Origin of the sequence: Zhongshania sp., from assembly GCF_029212375.1 — a bacterium.
GTDB lineage: Bacteria > Pseudomonadota > Gammaproteobacteria > Pseudomonadales > Spongiibacteraceae > Spongiibacter.
This window is the reverse complement of the sequence record NZ_JARGNU010000004.1, coordinates 241,172-255,655: the sequence shown is the minus strand read 5'-3', so window position 1 is coordinate 255,655 and position 14,484 is coordinate 241,172. Positions and strand designations below refer to the sequence as shown.

Sequence of the window (14,484 nt, the reverse complement as noted above, 5' to 3'; positions counted from 1 at the left end):
ATATTCGCACATCACTATGCAGATTGGAGCGAGGAGGAGACCATCCTATCGTTAACGGGGTAGAGCCCACACAAAAACTGCAGACGAAAAAAAAACCTGCTAAATCAGCAGGTTTTTTCAATAATGGCGGAGAGGGAGGGGTTCGAACCCTCGATGAGGCTATAAACCCCATACTCCCTTAGCAGGGGAGCGCCTTCAGCCACTCGGCCACCTCTCCGGAAATTTTCCACTTAAACAAGCTAGGCTTGAAAAAGTAGAGCGTTAATCAGCACATAGCGCTGTTCAACGAATCGGGCGGCATGATACCACACTCAGAAATAAAGCAAAGACCTATAAGGCTTTTTTCGCTTTATTCCTTGTTCCCATTGTTTTCATTTTGAATACGCTCGTAAATTTCTTCACGATGTACCGCTATATCTTTCGGCGCATTAACACCTAAACGAACCTGATTTCCCTTTACACCTAAAACAGTCACTGTGACTTCATCACCAACCATCAAGGTCTCACCAATACGACGAGTTAAAATTAACATTATGGCATCTCCTTGTAAGAGCCCAACGCTAAACCCTGGTGCGAATCCCTGTGCAGCACAGCGCAAATAGCGTTTTAGATTTAAATACTAGGCTCCGAATCCAGTTCAAAGGCTGCATGCAGCGAGCGAACGGCTAGTTCCAAATACTTCTCATCAATAACCACCGAAATCTTGATCTCCGATGTTGTGATCAGCTGAATATTAATAGACTCCTCTGCCAGAGTTTTGAACATTTTGCTGGCTATACCCGCATGAGAACGCATTCCCACGCCAACCAGCGACACCTTGGCAATCTTGTCATCCGTTTTGACTTCTCGCGCACCTGTTTGTTTCACCAGATTACGCACAATGGCTTCAGTCTTTGCCATATCTCCTCTACTGACCGTAAAAGTGAGGTCAGTGGTATTGTCTTCGGCGACGTTTTGTACGATTACGTCGACTTCAATATTTGCATCGCTTACTGGACCTAAGATTTGGTAAGCCAAACCTGGAGTATCCGGCACGCCTAATACAGTAATCTTCGCTTCATCACGGGTGAAAGCGATGCCCGAAATTGCCGGGTTTTCCATATCCGAGTTTTCCTCTAAGCTAATCAATGTCCCTGGTCCATCTTGGAAAGCATGCAACACCCGCAATGGCACGTTGTACTTACCAGCAAACTCTACTGAGCGGATCTGCAATACTTTAGAACCCAAGCTGGCCATTTCCAGCATTTCTTCAAAAGTAATGCGGTTCAAGCGGCGGGCATTACTCACCACCCTCGGATCGGTGGTATAGACCCCATCCACATCAGTATAAATTTGGCATTCATCGGCCTTTAGCGCTGCCGCCAAAGCCACCCCAGTGGTATCTGAACCACCGCGCCCCAAGGTAGTGATATTGCCGTTTTCATCAACGCCCTGAAAACCTGCCACCACAACCACATTGCCCGCAGCGAGATCGCTGCGGATCTTGGCATCATCAATATCCCGAATTCGCGCCTTGGTATGCGCTTCATCGGTCAATATTCGAACCTGAGTACCAGTGTACGATTTCGCACCCTGCCCTAGGTCATGCAAGGCCATACACAGCAGAGAGATTGTTACCTGCTCACCGGTAGACACTAATACGTCTAACTCGCGCGGTGTAGGCTCTGCCTGCATTGCCTTGGCCATGTCGATCAAGCGGTTGGTTTCTCCGCTCATTGCCGACACAACTACGATGATGTCGTGGCCCTGTTCCCGAAAAGCTGCAACCTTTTTGGCTACCGCTTTAATTCGATCAACAGTTCCTACCGAGGTACCGCCAAACTTTTGAACTATTAGACTCATGATTCGCTTCTGCTAATAAACGCCCATTTCAGAGGGCGCTCATTAAACACCAGATCAAATTTAAAGGAAATGACCCACAGGCCGCTATACGTGATTTACGTAGTATTTGCACCCAGATGGATCAAGCTAAGGTCTTATTTGGCTGCACAGTAGTCGCGCACCGCCTGCAAAGCCGCCGGAATAGCCGCCACATCAACACCGCCGCCCTGCGCCATATCTGGACGACCACCACCCTTGCCACCCACGGCTTCGGCGGCAAGTTTCATTATTTCTCCGGCCTTAAAACGGCCAGTGAGGTCTTTGGTCACCCCCGCTGCCAGTGCCACTTTGCCGCCGTCATCTGCGGCCAGCAGAATCACCCCGGAACCGAGTTTATTTTTTAGCTGATCTAAGGTGTCGCGCAATGTTTTGGCATCGGCGCCGTCGAGCTTGGTCACCAAAACTTTAATGCCGGCAATTTCTTCGCACTGAGTCAGTAAATCGTCACCCGTCAAGCTTGCCAATTTACCCTTCAGCGCCGACAGTTCTTTTTCGAGCTGTTTTTGCTGAGTGAGCAGTTGCTGAATTTTGTCACCAAGTTTGTCACGGCCGGTTTTAAGCAAACCTGCCAATTGGCCCAATTCACTTTCTGCTTGCTCGAAGACGGCTAGCGCCGTGGCGCCAGTCACCGCCTCGATGCGGCGTACGCCGGCCGCAATGCCCGATTCCGCCACAATACGCATCAGGCCAATATCGCCGGTGCGCTGCACGTGGGTGCCGCCACAAAGTTCTATAGAGAAGTCGCCGCCCATGCTGAGCACCCGAACTTCGTCGCCGTATTTCTCGCCAAATAGCATCATGGCGCCACGCTTGGCCGCGCCATCCATATCCATAATTTCGGTCTGCACAGCACTGTTCTGACGAATTTGCTGATTTACTAAGGCTTCAATTTCGGCGAGCTGTTCTTTGCTCACGCCTTCAAAGTGCGAGAAGTCAAAACGCAGGCGCTGGGCATCAACCAATGAGCCCTTCTGACCAACGTGCTCACCCAAAACCTGACGCAATGCCGCGTGCAATAAATGGGTTGCCGAGTGATTCAAAGCTGTTGCTTGGCGAATATTATTGTCGACTTCGGCCTGCAGGCGATCGCCTTCTTTGATAGCGCCGCTAACCAGCACGCCGTGATGCAGGTGATGACCAGCCGATTTATGGGTGTCGCGCACTTCAAAACGCACACCGTTGGCGCTAAGTACACCGGCATCGCCGGCCTGACCACCAGACTCCCCGTAAAACGGGGTTTGATCTAGAATAATGACGCCAGCGTCACCTTCTTTTAAGGACGTTACCCGCTGACCATCTTGCAGCAAGGCAACAACTGCGCCCTCTTCAACTAGGCTTTGATAGCCACAAAATGCCGTTTCGCCGTCAATATTTAGCTCTGAGCTCAAATCGACTTTAAAGTTAGAGGCCGAGCGGGCGCGCTCACGCTGCGCGTTCATGGCCTGCTCAAAGCCGTCCATGTCCAAACTCAAACCCTGCTCGCGGGCGATGTCGGCGGTGAGGTCAACTGGAAAGCCATAGGTGTCGTAGAGACGGAATACGGTGTCGCCAGGAATCTGCTTGCCGCTTAATCCCTGCAGATCCAGCTCTAGAATCTTCATGCCCTGATCGAGGGTTTTGGCAAACTGCTCTTCTTCCTGCAGCAATACCTTTTCAATTTGCGCTTGGCGAGTCACTAGCTCTGGATAAGCCTCACCCATTTCCAGCGCCAATGGTGCCACCAACTTGTGGAAAAACGCTTTCTCGGCGCCCAATTTATTACCATGGCGGGCAGCGCGGCGAATAATCCGCCGCAATACATAGCCCCGACCTTCATTGGAAGGAATAACGCCATCAGAGACCAAGAAGGCGCACGAGCGAATATGATCGGCAATCACCCGCAGCGAAGTGTGCTCAATATCGCTCACATTAAGCACTGCGGCGGTGGCTTTTATGAGGTTTTGGAACAAATCAATTTCGTAATTGCTGTGCACGCCCTGCATCACCGCAGAAATACGCTCCAGGCCCATGCCGGTATCCACCGAGGGCGCAGGCAACGGCGTCATCGTGCCATCGGCGTCGCGGTTAAACTGCATGAACACGTTGTTCCAAATTTCAATATAGCGGTCGCCGTCTTCGTCGGGGCTGCCCGGCGGGCCACCCGCTACGTCGGCGCCGTGGTCGTAAAAAATCTCGGTGCAGGGGCCGCAGGGGCCGGTGTCGCCCATCGACCAGAAGTTGTCAGAGGCGTATTTACCGCCCTTGTTGTCGCCAATGCGCACCATACGCTCGGCAGGCACACCCATCTGCTCATTCCAGATTTGGTAGGCTTCGTCGTCGTCGGCGTAAACCGTTACCCAGAGCTTTTCGGTGGGAATGCCCATCCACTCGGGCGAGGTTAAAAACTCCCAAGCAAATTTAATGGCGTCGTGTTTAAAGTAATCGCCAAAACTAAAGTTGCCCAGCATTTCAAAAAAAGTATGGTGGCGAGCGGTGTAACCGACGTTTTCTAGGTCATTGTGTTTGCCGCCCGCGCGCACACAGCGCTGCGAACTCACCGCGCGAACATAGCCCCGCTTTTCCCTGCCCAGAAAGGCGTCTTTAAACTGCACCATACCGGCATTGGTAAATAACAGGGTGGGGTCATTCCCCGGCACCAGCGAACTGCTGGCCACTTGGGTGTGAGCCTTGCTTTCAAAATAACGAATAAAGGCTTCGCGAATGGCGGCGCTTTTCATGGGAATTATCTCACTCCGTGGGCAACAACGGCCTAAGCCGCCAACAATGCCTTTGCGATAGGCAAGGCAATAGGCGGCGAAAAAACGGCAAGTATAACGAAAATAGGGAAAGGTGTATCCTGCCGAATAAGGCCAGATACACCCCAATATCAGGGATTAACGCGGCTTTTTAGCCGAGTTTCTCATCGGTTGTCAGCACTCGCGCTTCCGACTCGAGCATCACGGGGATGCCATCGCGAATCGGGTAGGCTAAACCGCTGGCCTTGCACACCAATTCATTGCGCTGTTGATCGTAGTCCAGCGGCGCCTTGCTCACTGGGCACACCAGAATTTCTAGCAGTTTCTTATCAATCATTGTTTACCGCACTCTCAATTCAAATTCTATTAGCAAGCAATGCAAGCCCTGTCGCCAGCGCATTCTATTTAGCTGACACTAATCTAAAGTAATACTTACTCTTTTGCTGGCATTGGCCCGATCACCAGCGCTGGATCCAAACGCTGTCCGGCCCAATTCATTCGCCAATCCAAATGCGGCCCAGTTGCCCGCCCAGTGGCGCCAACTTCAGCAATAACATCGCCCTGCTTAATTTCTTGGCCAGCCGTCACCAGCACCTGGCTCAAATGAATAAAGGTCGATGAAACCCCCATACCATGATCAATGATTAAGGTGCCGCCGGAATAAAACATGTCCGGATACGCGAGGGTCACAACACCATCAATAGGCGCAGTTACTGTTGTGCCGGTGGGCGCAGCAATATCTAAACCATAGTGGGGGCGCCCAGGGCTGCCATTATAGACACGCTGAGAACCGAATACACCCGTAATGGGGCCCAGTACCGGCCATTTAAACGTCTGTGTGAAATCGTGGCGAGAAAAATGCTTCTGTCGCGCATTGGCAACCAAGGTGGCCTCTTTACGAATACGCTCTAATACCGACGCTGGCGGAGTAACCGTTTGCTGCGGCACGCCCGTTATCCGCTGAATATCGTATTGCCGCTGAGCGATGTTTAAAACTTGCTGTTGGCAGGTAGCTGCGGCGCTGCAAATTTCTAGCGTAGCTGTTGGTTTGGCGTCGCGGTCAAAACCAAAAACAAAAACACCGTTATCCGCAACCTCAAGCGCAGTGCCGTTGAGCTTAGCCGAGCTACCAGCGGCCAGTGTGCCCCACAGCAAACCGCCCTGTTTTAACTCGCCGTGCAGGGCAACCTCGGCATGAACCGCTAGGCTTAAGCTCAAACCAAAGCCCAGACTCAGCGCAACGGAAAATACCCGCCGCCATATGGCCACACATTTATTCATTTCTAGCTATCCTCTGTCGGTGTTCGCTGCGCTACCATAGCGCCTTATAATTCTCAAAAACAGTAGCCTAGTATGTCACGTTACCGCCCACCTCGCGCCAAAGGTTCCTGCTATATCACCCCAGAAGGTGAGCGCCGTTTGCGCGAAGAAGTTCGCGAATTGTGGAAAGTTGAACGCCCCAAAGTGACTGCCAGTGTTCATGAGGCAGCAAAAAATGGCGACCGTTCTGAAAACGGCGATTATATTTACGGCAAGCGCCGCCTGCGTGAAATCGACAGCCGCGTTCGGTTTCTAACAAAACGCCTCGAAGAACTCACCGTGGTTAACGATATTCCCGCCAATCAGAACAAAGTCTTCTTCGGCGCGTGGGTAACCCTTGAAGATGACGACGGCAGCGAGTATGAATACCGAATTGTTGGACCAGATGAGTTCGACCTAAGCCAAAATAAATTATCAATGGATTCGCCACTGGCTAGGGCCATGCTCGGAAAATTATTAGAGGATGAAGTTAAGGTGACTACTCCCAAGGGAGAAACCGTGTATTACGTCACCGCGATTCGCTATGGCAGCAGCGCTGTAGATTAATGCCCGCTAAGCTGGCACTCGGTTTTCTAGAGATCGTCACACGCTTAGCCTATGATGCTGACAACCTTTACGGAGAGATACCCTATGTTTTTACTTTCACTACTCTGGGCCTGGACAGCATGGAATGTCTACCACCCCTATAAATCCCGCCCCGAGCTACTGGGGGTGACGAGTTTTATTTTTGGTGTGTTAACCGGCGAATTTGGCATTCATATTATTGCCCTCGAAGTGGGCCTGACGCTGCTCATTATTTTATTTGGCGAACTCAGTGGCTTCGGCGACGCGCTCGGCCTCGCCATTGCTCTGTGCAGCTGGGTGGCCATTGGCGTGTTCTACTTCCGCGCCCAACGCGCCGACCCCATCATGGCGCAAGCGGTTCGCTACGGCTTGGGCCTCAGCCCCGAACAAGCCTTAGATACCGCCGACTCGCTGCAAATGACACCGGATTTTCAGCGCTTGCTTAAACCCTTTGCCTACCAGCTGCCCAATGTTAGCCGCCACAAAAACATTGAATACTGCACAATAAATACCCGCAGCCTGCGCCTTGATATTTATCACCGCAAAGATCTGCCCGCCAATGCGCCCGTGCTCTACCAAATGCACGGCGGTGCTTGGCTAGAAAAATGTGGCAGCAAAAACGAGCAAGCCCTGCCGCTAATGAATCACATGGCCGCCAATGGCTGGGTTTGTGTGGCGGTAGAATATCGCCTCAGCCCTGGCTCAACCTTTCCAGAGCATATTATCGACTGCAAGCGCGGCCTGAGCTGGATTAAAGAACATATTGCCGAGTACGGCGGCAATCCCGACTTCGTGGTTGCCACCGGCGGCTCCGCTGGCGGTCATCTCTCAACCTTATTAGCACTCAGCGCCAATGCGCCAGAGTTTCAACCCGGCTTTGAAGACGTCGACACCACAGTGCAGGGCTGCGTGCCCTTCTACGGCGTATACGATTTTCTTAACAGCCAAAACCAGCGCAGCAGCGAAGCTCTTAGCCAGTGGGTGTCGGCCAAGGTCTTAAAGAAAACTCGCGCTGAATCTCCCGAACTGTGGCGACAGGCTTCACCCTTGTATTGGGTGCACAAAGATGCCCCGCCGTTTCTGATTATTCATGGCGAAGCCGACACCTTGGTGCCAGTTGCGGAATCGCGGGTGCTTTACCAAGCGTTGCAGAATGTATCGACCCAAGCCGTGGCCTATGCCGAACTGCCAGACGCCCAACACGCCTTTGAGATTGGCATATCACTGCGCACCCAAATTGTGGTTAACCACCTTTGCGTGTATCTAGATGAGCTGTATCGCCGCCACCTGCAGGCCGCTAAAGACTCGACAGACCAGCAGCCGACTAATGAGCTCGACACTGAAAATGACGCTAAGGACACACTTACCAGAGAAGCAGTGGAGGCAGAAGAAAGTAGCCCAGATTTAGAAACCCAGCCATAAAATATAAACCGGAGGCTTGCCCAGCGGGCGCCTCCGGTCACTTGGCTTGAATTGACTTAGCTTAGAACGGCAGCCAAGATTTTTTGCGCGTGTAGTGCACATAACCGACGCTAGCGCCCGCACGCAAACCTACACCAGTTCTGATCGGTGCCAATATCATCTCACCGCTCTGCTGGTAATTCACACCAACACCAGCAACAACGTAGAAGCTACCATCCACACCGGGGAAACGCTGCATCAGGTCATCAGTCGACTTTAAGTGATAAACAAGCGTAAACACTTTGGCAACATTCGCGCCCACATCAAAACCAACAGATGGCCCCTGCCAAAAAATAGCTTCTGGCGCTTGACCTGCTAGCTCAACTTCGCCTTGGCCATAGCGCACACCAATGCTGAGCGCTGCAGACACCTCTTCACCGGCAATAATCGCATTGGGGCTGCCCTGCTCTTCAAACAGCTTTTCAATGGCCTTGGCCAAACCTTCGGTGGTTTCACCAAAAAAGCCGTCGGCCTTGGCCAAAACTTGCTCTTTGGTAAAGCCAGTTTTCTCGCTACTGCTAACACTGGCGTCAGCGGTTTCTGCAAATACTGCGGGCGCGCCCGCAAGCAGCACCGCGCATGCAGCGAGAAAAAACGCGCGCACTTTAGTCTGCACACCCACTTTGCTTTTATTCATTTTTAACTCCTATTACAACTTTCTGAAAAATACAGGTATAACACATTTATCTCAATTTGGGCCCTACCTTTTAGACTAAGGCGTAATAATCACCGGCATAGAAGCCATATAATCTGCCAAATTCCCGTTAAATCGCGACAGCATAATATGAACTTTTAGCAGCGCAGCAACGCTAATTCCGTCGCTTATCCGACCATCCAGCGCCATGGCTACGGCGTCGGCAAGCAATACCCGCTCCACCACGATATCTTCAGTGGCTTCTAAGGCTTGCCGACCTTGACTCAAGCCTGCCGCAATAAAAACCACCGCGCGCTCATCGGTCACCGAGTTTGACGTGTGTAAATCCTGCAATTTAAACCAATGTCTTGCCAATAGCCCCGTTTCTTCTTGCAGCTCTCGGCGCGCGGTGTCGACGGGCTCTGTGTTTAACGGGCAACCACCCTCTGGAATTTCCCAACTGTATTCCTCTAATGGGTAGCGGTACTGCCGTACTAGGTAGGTATAGCCCTCGTCATCTATAGGCACAACGCCAACGGCAATACTCTTAAAGCAAATTTTGCCGTAAATACCGTCGGTATTGGCTGGCGTTTTCACCTCGTGGTGCTCTAAACGCAGCCACGGATTCTCGTACACTTGGCGGCAACTAAGCTGCTGCCACGGCCCCAGTTTTTTATTCATTTAAGCTCCAGAAGCGTCCGCACCCGCGTTTGTAAACGGGGCAGCACGTCAGTATCAAACCACGGATTGCGTTTTAGCCACAGTTGATTGCGTGGCGAGGGGTGAGGCAGAGGAAAATAAAGATCGTGTAGCGGGTGCTGCTGAACACGCTCGGTCAGCGTTTTGAAAGCATCGCGCAAATAATAGCCTTGAGCGTACTGACCAATCAGTAACACCAGCTCCACATTTGGCATATGCGCCAATAAGCGCCCATGCCACAGCGGCGCGCACTCCTTGCGCGGCGGCAAATCACCCGACGCGCCCTTACCTGGATAGCAAAAGCCCATTGGCATAATGGCTAACCTGGAGTCGGCATAAAATTGTTCGCGGTCAATGGCCAACCACTGACGCAAGCGGTCACCCGAGGGGTCATTCCAAGGAATACCGGTTTGATGCACCCGAGTGCCTGGTGCTTGGCCAATAATCAGAATTTTTGCGGCAGTGTCCGCCACCACCACGGGTCGCGGCCCGAGTGGCAACTGCTCAGCGCAGGCCGTACACGCTCGAATATCGGTGAGTAACGTTAAGAGGGATTCCATGCACTATTGTGCGCCGCATAAAATCACATCGGCAAGCCGCACTGGATAATTTTATTAGCCAGCGCGCTTAAAAAGTCTCGTGCTCCGCTAACAAGCGTATTCCCAAGGCTTCAATAACTTCTACCGATAAGCGCCCCGTTGCTAAGCCCTGAGACTTTTGGTAATCGTGAATCGCGGCCAAGGTGTATTTGCCCAACACGCCATCCACTCCGCCAGTATCGTAACCCTTGGCGCGCAATGCTCGCTGTACGCTGTAAACCAGTTCTTTGCTAAGTTCGCGTTCACAGGGAATCATCCGCCAATCCAAACGTGCGTCAGCCACCTTTTCGCGGTAGCTAAAACGTTTATAAACCGGCGCTATCGGATGGCGCAGCTCGCGAGCGGGGGCTGTCTCGCGCTGAACTTTTACGGTTTTATACTGCGCAGGCACCATAACTTCTATGGTGTGCTCGGGAACGTCCACTACCCGCTTGCGCAAAGCTTCATATACCGGCGGCGTCACTTCTTTTCGATATTCAGCTGGCGCAACCAAAACCTGCTTGCTGATTTGCTTATACGTTGCGGGAATCCGGCGCTGATGAACTATCTCGCCGCTCTCTTCATCTATTTTTTCCACTTCACCGCGACCGGCTTGCCACACCAATTCCTCGGGAGTCACTATCACATCTTCCATTACGGTTTTGTACTCGGCGGGCTTAATCAGCACTTGCTCACTCCGTGCGGGCAGTACTTCGGTGCGCTCCTCTAACCATTTATAGGTAGCGGGCACCACGGTTAAGCGCACATGCGCCTCGCTCACTAACACCTTCTCGTCAAACCATTCAAAACTGGCGGGCACGGTCTCTAAACGCTCGCTAGCCTCTTTAACCATGCGTGTTTCGACTCGGTCCACATAGGCGGGCGGCAGTAGCATGCGGGCGTAGCAGCGGCCGGTTTCAGCATTTGGCGGAATCGCCGGTAATTCATCGCCACTGCTAACCGTGCGCGCTTTCATTTTCTCAATTTCAATCATCGCATCGGCCAAGGCCGATTCCAGCGAGGAAATGCGCCCCTCTTTAGCGGTGTACTCCGGGGGTATTTGCGCTGTATATGGTGTCGATACTGGCGTACACGCGCTGATTAAAACGCCCAGCCCAATTACCGTGAGCTTTTTACCCGCCCCAAGCTTCCCTTTCAGTTCTACCAACACCACCCAGCCCCACCTATTAAGCAATAAGCCACCATCTTATAACGCTTCAACTAAGGGATTCGAGGCCGCAAATGCTTTCGTTAGTACTAATTTCAGCAATTTAGCCACCTTGCGACACACCACCCCCAGATGGTGTAAATAAAATCAAAAACGAATGACCTGTAATACGCTGGCGGCAGTAAAGCGCAGGCTTAAATTTCGAAAGGAAATATTAAAATCAACGGCATGAATATGCTGCGATCATCGCTGATCAAGCCCCTCATGCAGGGAAAATTGCCAAGGAAAACTCCGCCCATTTATGGTTTAATGGCGGCCGCAAATCCGACTACGCAGGCAGCCCTCAGCATGACCCACAAGCTCTCCACCCTCTCTCAAAGCAATGATTTCTTGAGACGTCATATCGGCCCAGACGCTGAGCAAATCAGCGCCATGCTAAGCACGCTTGGCGTGAGTTCACTAGACGAACTAATTCAGCAGACGGTACCAGCCGCCATTCTGCGCGGCGACATGCCACTACCTCCGCCGCAAAGTGAAACTGCTACGCTGAATCGCCTGCGCGAGATCGCCAGTAAAAACCAAATTGCACGTTCATTTATTGGCATGGGCTACTACGGCACCATCACCCCGCCAGTGATTCTGCGCAATGTATTAGAAAATCCAGGCTGGTATACCGCCTACACCCCATACCAGCCTGAGATTGCTCAAGGCCGCCTTGAAGCACTGCTGAACTTCCAGCAAATGATTATCGACCTGACCGGCCTCGAATTGGCCAATGCCTCGCTATTGGACGAAGCCACCGCCGCCGCCGAAGCCATGGCGATGTGTAAACGCGCCGTGCGCAAGAACAAAAGCAATGTATTTTTTGTAGACCACAGCTGCCATCCCCAAACGCTAGCAGTACTCAAAACCCGCGCCCTGCCATTGGGTTTAGAAATCCATATTGGCGATGCCGAAAGCGAACTCGCCAGCACCCCCTGTTTTGGCGTGTTAATTCAAAACCCCGCCAGCAATGGCGAGATCCGCGATTTACGGCCCATTACCGCCACTGCCAAAACTCAAGACGCACTGACCGTGGTCGCCACCGACATTATGAGCTTGCTGCTGGTGACGCCACCCGGCGAGCAAGGCGCCGATATAGTGGTGGGCAATACCCAACGCTTTGGCGTGCCCATGGGCTTTGGCGGCCCCCACGCCGCCTTCTTTGCGACCAGCGACAGTTACAAGCGCTCTATTCCGGGCCGCATTATTGGGGTATCGGTAGACAGTCGCGGCAACCAAGCCCTGCGCATGGCCATGCAAACGAGGGAACAACATATTCGCCGTGAAAAAGCGACATCCAATATTTGTACATCCCAAGCCCTGCTCGCGATCATGGCGGTGTTCTACGCAATTTATCACGGCCCAGAGGGCCTCAAAACCATCGCACTGCGCATCAACCGCATGACAGGTGTTTTTGCCGCAGGCCTCAAGCAACTCGGCTTTGCCAGTAATACCAGTTTCTTCGACACCGTCACCGTACAATGTGGTGACAATGCTGCCCAGCTAGCAAACAAGGCTGAAAGCGAACTGCTTAATTTGCGCCGAGGCGCAACCGAACTCGGCATTAGCTTTGACGAGACCACCACCGCTGCCGACATTGAAAAACTGTGGGCGGTCTTCGCCGGCGACAAAGCACTACCCTCGGTAGCCGCAATCGACGAAGACCTCTCAGCATTACCGGGCATCCCAAGTGAGCTTCAGCGCCACAGCAGCTATTTAACGCACCCGGTGTTTAATCAGTACCACTCCGAAACCGAAATGCTGCGCTACATGAACCGTCTTGAGCGCAAGGACATCGCCCTCAATCATTCCATGATTGCACTGGGCTCGTGTACCATGAAGCTCAATGCCACCACCGAAATGCTGCCCGTAACGTGGCCGGAGTTCGGCCGCATCCACCCCTTTGCACCCAGCAGCCAAGTTGCCGGTTATTTGCAACTGGTCGACGAACTCGAGCAGCAGCTGATTGCCTGCACCGGCTACGACAAATTTTCCATGCAGCCCAATGCGGGCTCGCAAGGTGAGTACGCCGGCCTGCTCGCCATTAAGCGCTACCACGAAAGCCGCGGCGATTTTAATCGCGACATCTGCTTAATTCCCAGCTCAGCCCACGGCACCAACCCTGCCTCTGCCGCCATGGCGGGTATGCGCGTGGTGATTGTTGGCTGCGACGCGCTAGGCAATGTCGATATCGCTGACCTGCGCGCCAAAGCCGAACGCCACAGCGAACAACTGTCGGCACTAATGGTGACCTACCCCTCAACCCACGGGGTATTTGAAGAAGGCATTCGCGAAATTTGCGACATCACCCACCAGCACGGCGGTCAGGTATATGTCGATGGCGCCAATATGAACGCCCTTGTCGGCTTGGCTGCGCCCGGCGAGTTCGGCGCCGATGTTTCGCACCTAAACCTGCACAAAACCTTCTGTATTCCCCACGGCGGCGGCGGCCCCGGCATGGGCCCGATTGGCGTTAAAGCGCATCTTGCGCCGTTCCTGCCAAGCCACCCGGTATTTCCGGTAGAAGGCCTAGCAATCACCAACGACACAGTTTCTGCCGCCACCTATGGCAGCGCGGGTATACTGCCAATATCGTGGACATACATTGCCTTAATGGGCGCCGAGGGCCTAAAGAAAGCAACGCAAGTGGCGATAATGAGCGCCAACTACGTGGCCACTCGCCTCAATGACCACTACCCCGTGCTTTACACCGGCCGCAATGGCCGTGTCGCCCACGAGTGCATTATTGACCTGCGCCCCTTAAAGGAAAGCACTGGCATTAGCGAAGAAGACATTGCTAAGCGCCTAATGGATTACGGCTTCCACGCGCCAACCATGTCCTTCCCTGTACCGGGCACATTGATGATTGAGCCAACAGAAAGCGAATCCAAACGCGAGCTCGATCGCTTCTGCGACGCCATGATTCATATCCGTCGCGAAGTAGGCCGTGTCGAAAGCGGACAACTCCCCGCTGACAACAATCCGCTGGTCAATGCCCCCCACACCTTAGCGGATATCATTGCCGCAGACTGGGATCGCCCTTACTCAAGAGAAGAGGCTGGATTTCCGGTTGCGAGCCTACGTGACAATAAGTACTGGCCAACCGTAAACCGTATCGACAATGTGTTCGGTGATCGCAATTTAATCTGCTCCTGCCCACCAATTGAAAGCTATCTTTAGCTTCAAATCCCTCCCGTAAGGGAGGGATTTTCCAGTCTTTTTCATTAAAACCCCTCTCTGCACCACACTTGATCACCTGATTTACGACTGATTCACAGAAATTTTCACATTTTTCGCGCTAACATCAAAACCTAGCTGCGCATAGTGTTGTTTTTACCAACCACATCCGTGAAACTACGTAGATCTAAAATTTGATCGTTCGCAATCGTGTATTAAGCAGGG

At 52.6% G+C, this 14,484-nt stretch carries 12 protein-coding genes and 1 tRNA gene; 3 read left to right on the top strand and 10 right to left on the bottom strand.

The genetic code is table 11. From position 1 onward, the window contains the following. Window positions 1-124: 124 nt before the first annotated feature. The 6 genes from P1U47_RS06785 to P1U47_RS06760 form a co-directional block, all read right to left on the bottom strand. A tRNA-Ser gene (locus tag P1U47_RS06785) sits at window positions 125-217 on the bottom strand. A gap of 132 nt (window positions 218-349) precedes the next feature. After that, window positions 350-532, bottom strand: coding sequence for a carbon storage regulator CsrA (gene csrA, locus P1U47_RS06780; protein WP_301027905.1), 183 nt, complete (start codon window positions 530-532; stop codon window positions 350-352). A gap of 80 nt (window positions 533-612) precedes the next feature. Continuing rightward, window positions 613-1,842, bottom strand: a complete 1,230-nt coding sequence (locus P1U47_RS06775; protein ID WP_301027903.1) for an aspartate kinase — start codon at window positions 1,840-1,842, stop codon at window positions 613-615. 134 nt (window positions 1,843-1,976) lie between these two features. Beyond that, complete coding sequence (gene alaS, locus P1U47_RS06770; RefSeq protein WP_301027902.1) at window positions 1,977-4,598, bottom strand: alanine--tRNA ligase; 2,622 nt, start codon at window positions 4,596-4,598, stop codon at window positions 1,977-1,979. A gap of 169 nt (window positions 4,599-4,767) precedes the next feature. Next, window positions 4,768-4,953 carry a Trm112 family protein gene (locus tag P1U47_RS06765; RefSeq protein WP_301027900.1) on the bottom strand — a complete coding sequence of 62 codons (186 nt, stop codon included), beginning with the start codon at window positions 4,951-4,953 and terminating at the stop codon, window positions 4,768-4,770. Between the two features lie 95 nt (window positions 4,954-5,048). Beyond that, window positions 5,049-5,897, bottom strand: coding sequence for a M23 family metallopeptidase (locus tag P1U47_RS06760; RefSeq protein ID WP_301027898.1), 849 nt, complete (start codon window positions 5,895-5,897; stop codon window positions 5,049-5,051). 72 nt (window positions 5,898-5,969) lie between these two features. Here P1U47_RS06760 and greB point away from each other — a divergent pair, with 72 nt between their 5' ends. Continuing rightward, window positions 5,970-6,482, top strand: a complete 513-nt coding sequence (greB, locus tag P1U47_RS06755) for a transcription elongation factor GreB (protein ID WP_301027897.1) — start codon at window positions 5,970-5,972, stop codon at window positions 6,480-6,482. An 84-nt stretch (window positions 6,483-6,566) separates the two neighbouring features. After that, the gene (locus P1U47_RS06750; RefSeq protein ID WP_301027896.1) at window positions 6,567-7,922 is read left to right on the top strand and encodes an alpha/beta hydrolase; all 1,356 of its coding nucleotides are present in this window, start codon (window positions 6,567-6,569) and stop codon (window positions 7,920-7,922) included. A gap of 61 nt (window positions 7,923-7,983) precedes the next feature. Here P1U47_RS06750 and P1U47_RS06745 read toward each other — a convergent pair whose 3' ends face one another. The 4 genes from P1U47_RS06745 to P1U47_RS06730 form a co-directional block, all read right to left on the bottom strand. Next, window positions 7,984-8,598 carry a DUF1134 domain-containing protein gene (locus P1U47_RS06745; protein WP_301027895.1) on the bottom strand — a complete coding sequence of 205 codons (615 nt, stop codon included), beginning with the start codon at window positions 8,596-8,598 and terminating at the stop codon, window positions 7,984-7,986. 75 nt (window positions 8,599-8,673) lie between these two features. After that, complete coding sequence (locus P1U47_RS06740; RefSeq protein WP_301027893.1) at window positions 8,674-9,276, bottom strand: NUDIX hydrolase; 603 nt, start codon at window positions 9,274-9,276, stop codon at window positions 8,674-8,676. Further along, complete coding sequence (locus tag P1U47_RS06735; RefSeq protein ID WP_301027892.1) at window positions 9,273-9,854, bottom strand: uracil-DNA glycosylase family protein; 582 nt, start codon at window positions 9,852-9,854, stop codon at window positions 9,273-9,275. Before P1U47_RS06735 ends, P1U47_RS06740 begins: the two co-directional genes overlap by 4 nt. 67 nt (window positions 9,855-9,921) lie before the next feature. Continuing rightward, the gene (locus tag P1U47_RS06730) at window positions 9,922-11,067 is read right to left on the bottom strand and encodes a peptidoglycan-binding domain-containing protein (RefSeq protein WP_301027891.1); all 1,146 of its coding nucleotides are present in this window, start codon (window positions 11,065-11,067) and stop codon (window positions 9,922-9,924) included. Window positions 11,068-11,388: 321 nt separating this feature from the next. Here P1U47_RS06730 and gcvP point away from each other — a divergent pair, with 321 nt between their 5' ends. Beyond that, on the top strand, window positions 11,389-14,262 hold the full coding sequence (gene gcvP, locus P1U47_RS06725; protein WP_301027890.1) for an aminomethyl-transferring glycine dehydrogenase: 2,874 nt from the start codon (window positions 11,389-11,391) through the stop codon (window positions 14,260-14,262). The last annotated feature ends 222 nt before the right edge of the window (window positions 14,263-14,484 follow it).

Coding starts and splice junctions, on each gene's coding strand:
- P1U47_RS06750 (WP_301027896.1), top strand. CDS start 6,567: ATGTTTTTACTTTCACTACTCTGGGCCTGGACAGCATGGAATGTCTAC.
- alaS (WP_301027902.1), bottom strand. CDS start 4,598: ATGAAAAGCGCCGCCATTCGCGAAGCCTTTATTCGTTATTTTGAAAGC.
- P1U47_RS06745 (WP_301027895.1), bottom strand. CDS start 8,598: ATGAATAAAAGCAAAGTGGGTGTGCAGACTAAAGTGCGCGCGTTTTTT.
- gcvP (WP_301027890.1), top strand. CDS start 11,389: ATGACCCACAAGCTCTCCACCCTCTCTCAAAGCAATGATTTCTTGAGA.
- P1U47_RS06775 (WP_301027903.1), bottom strand. CDS start 1,842: ATGAGTCTAATAGTTCAAAAGTTTGGCGGTACCTCGGTAGGAACTGTT.
- P1U47_RS06740 (WP_301027893.1), bottom strand. CDS start 9,276: ATGAATAAAAAACTGGGGCCGTGGCAGCAGCTTAGTTGCCGCCAAGTG.
- csrA (WP_301027905.1), bottom strand. CDS start 532: ATGTTAATTTTAACTCGTCGTATTGGTGAGACCTTGATGGTTGGTGAT.
- P1U47_RS06765 (WP_301027900.1), bottom strand. CDS start 4,953: ATGATTGATAAGAAACTGCTAGAAATTCTGGTGTGCCCAGTGAGCAAG.
- P1U47_RS06735 (WP_301027892.1), bottom strand. CDS start 9,854: ATGGAATCCCTCTTAACGTTACTCACCGATATTCGAGCGTGTACGGCC.
- P1U47_RS06760 (WP_301027898.1), bottom strand. CDS start 5,897: ATGAATAAATGTGTGGCCATATGGCGGCGGGTATTTTCCGTTGCGCTG.
- greB (WP_301027897.1), top strand. CDS start 5,970: ATGTCACGTTACCGCCCACCTCGCGCCAAAGGTTCCTGCTATATCACC.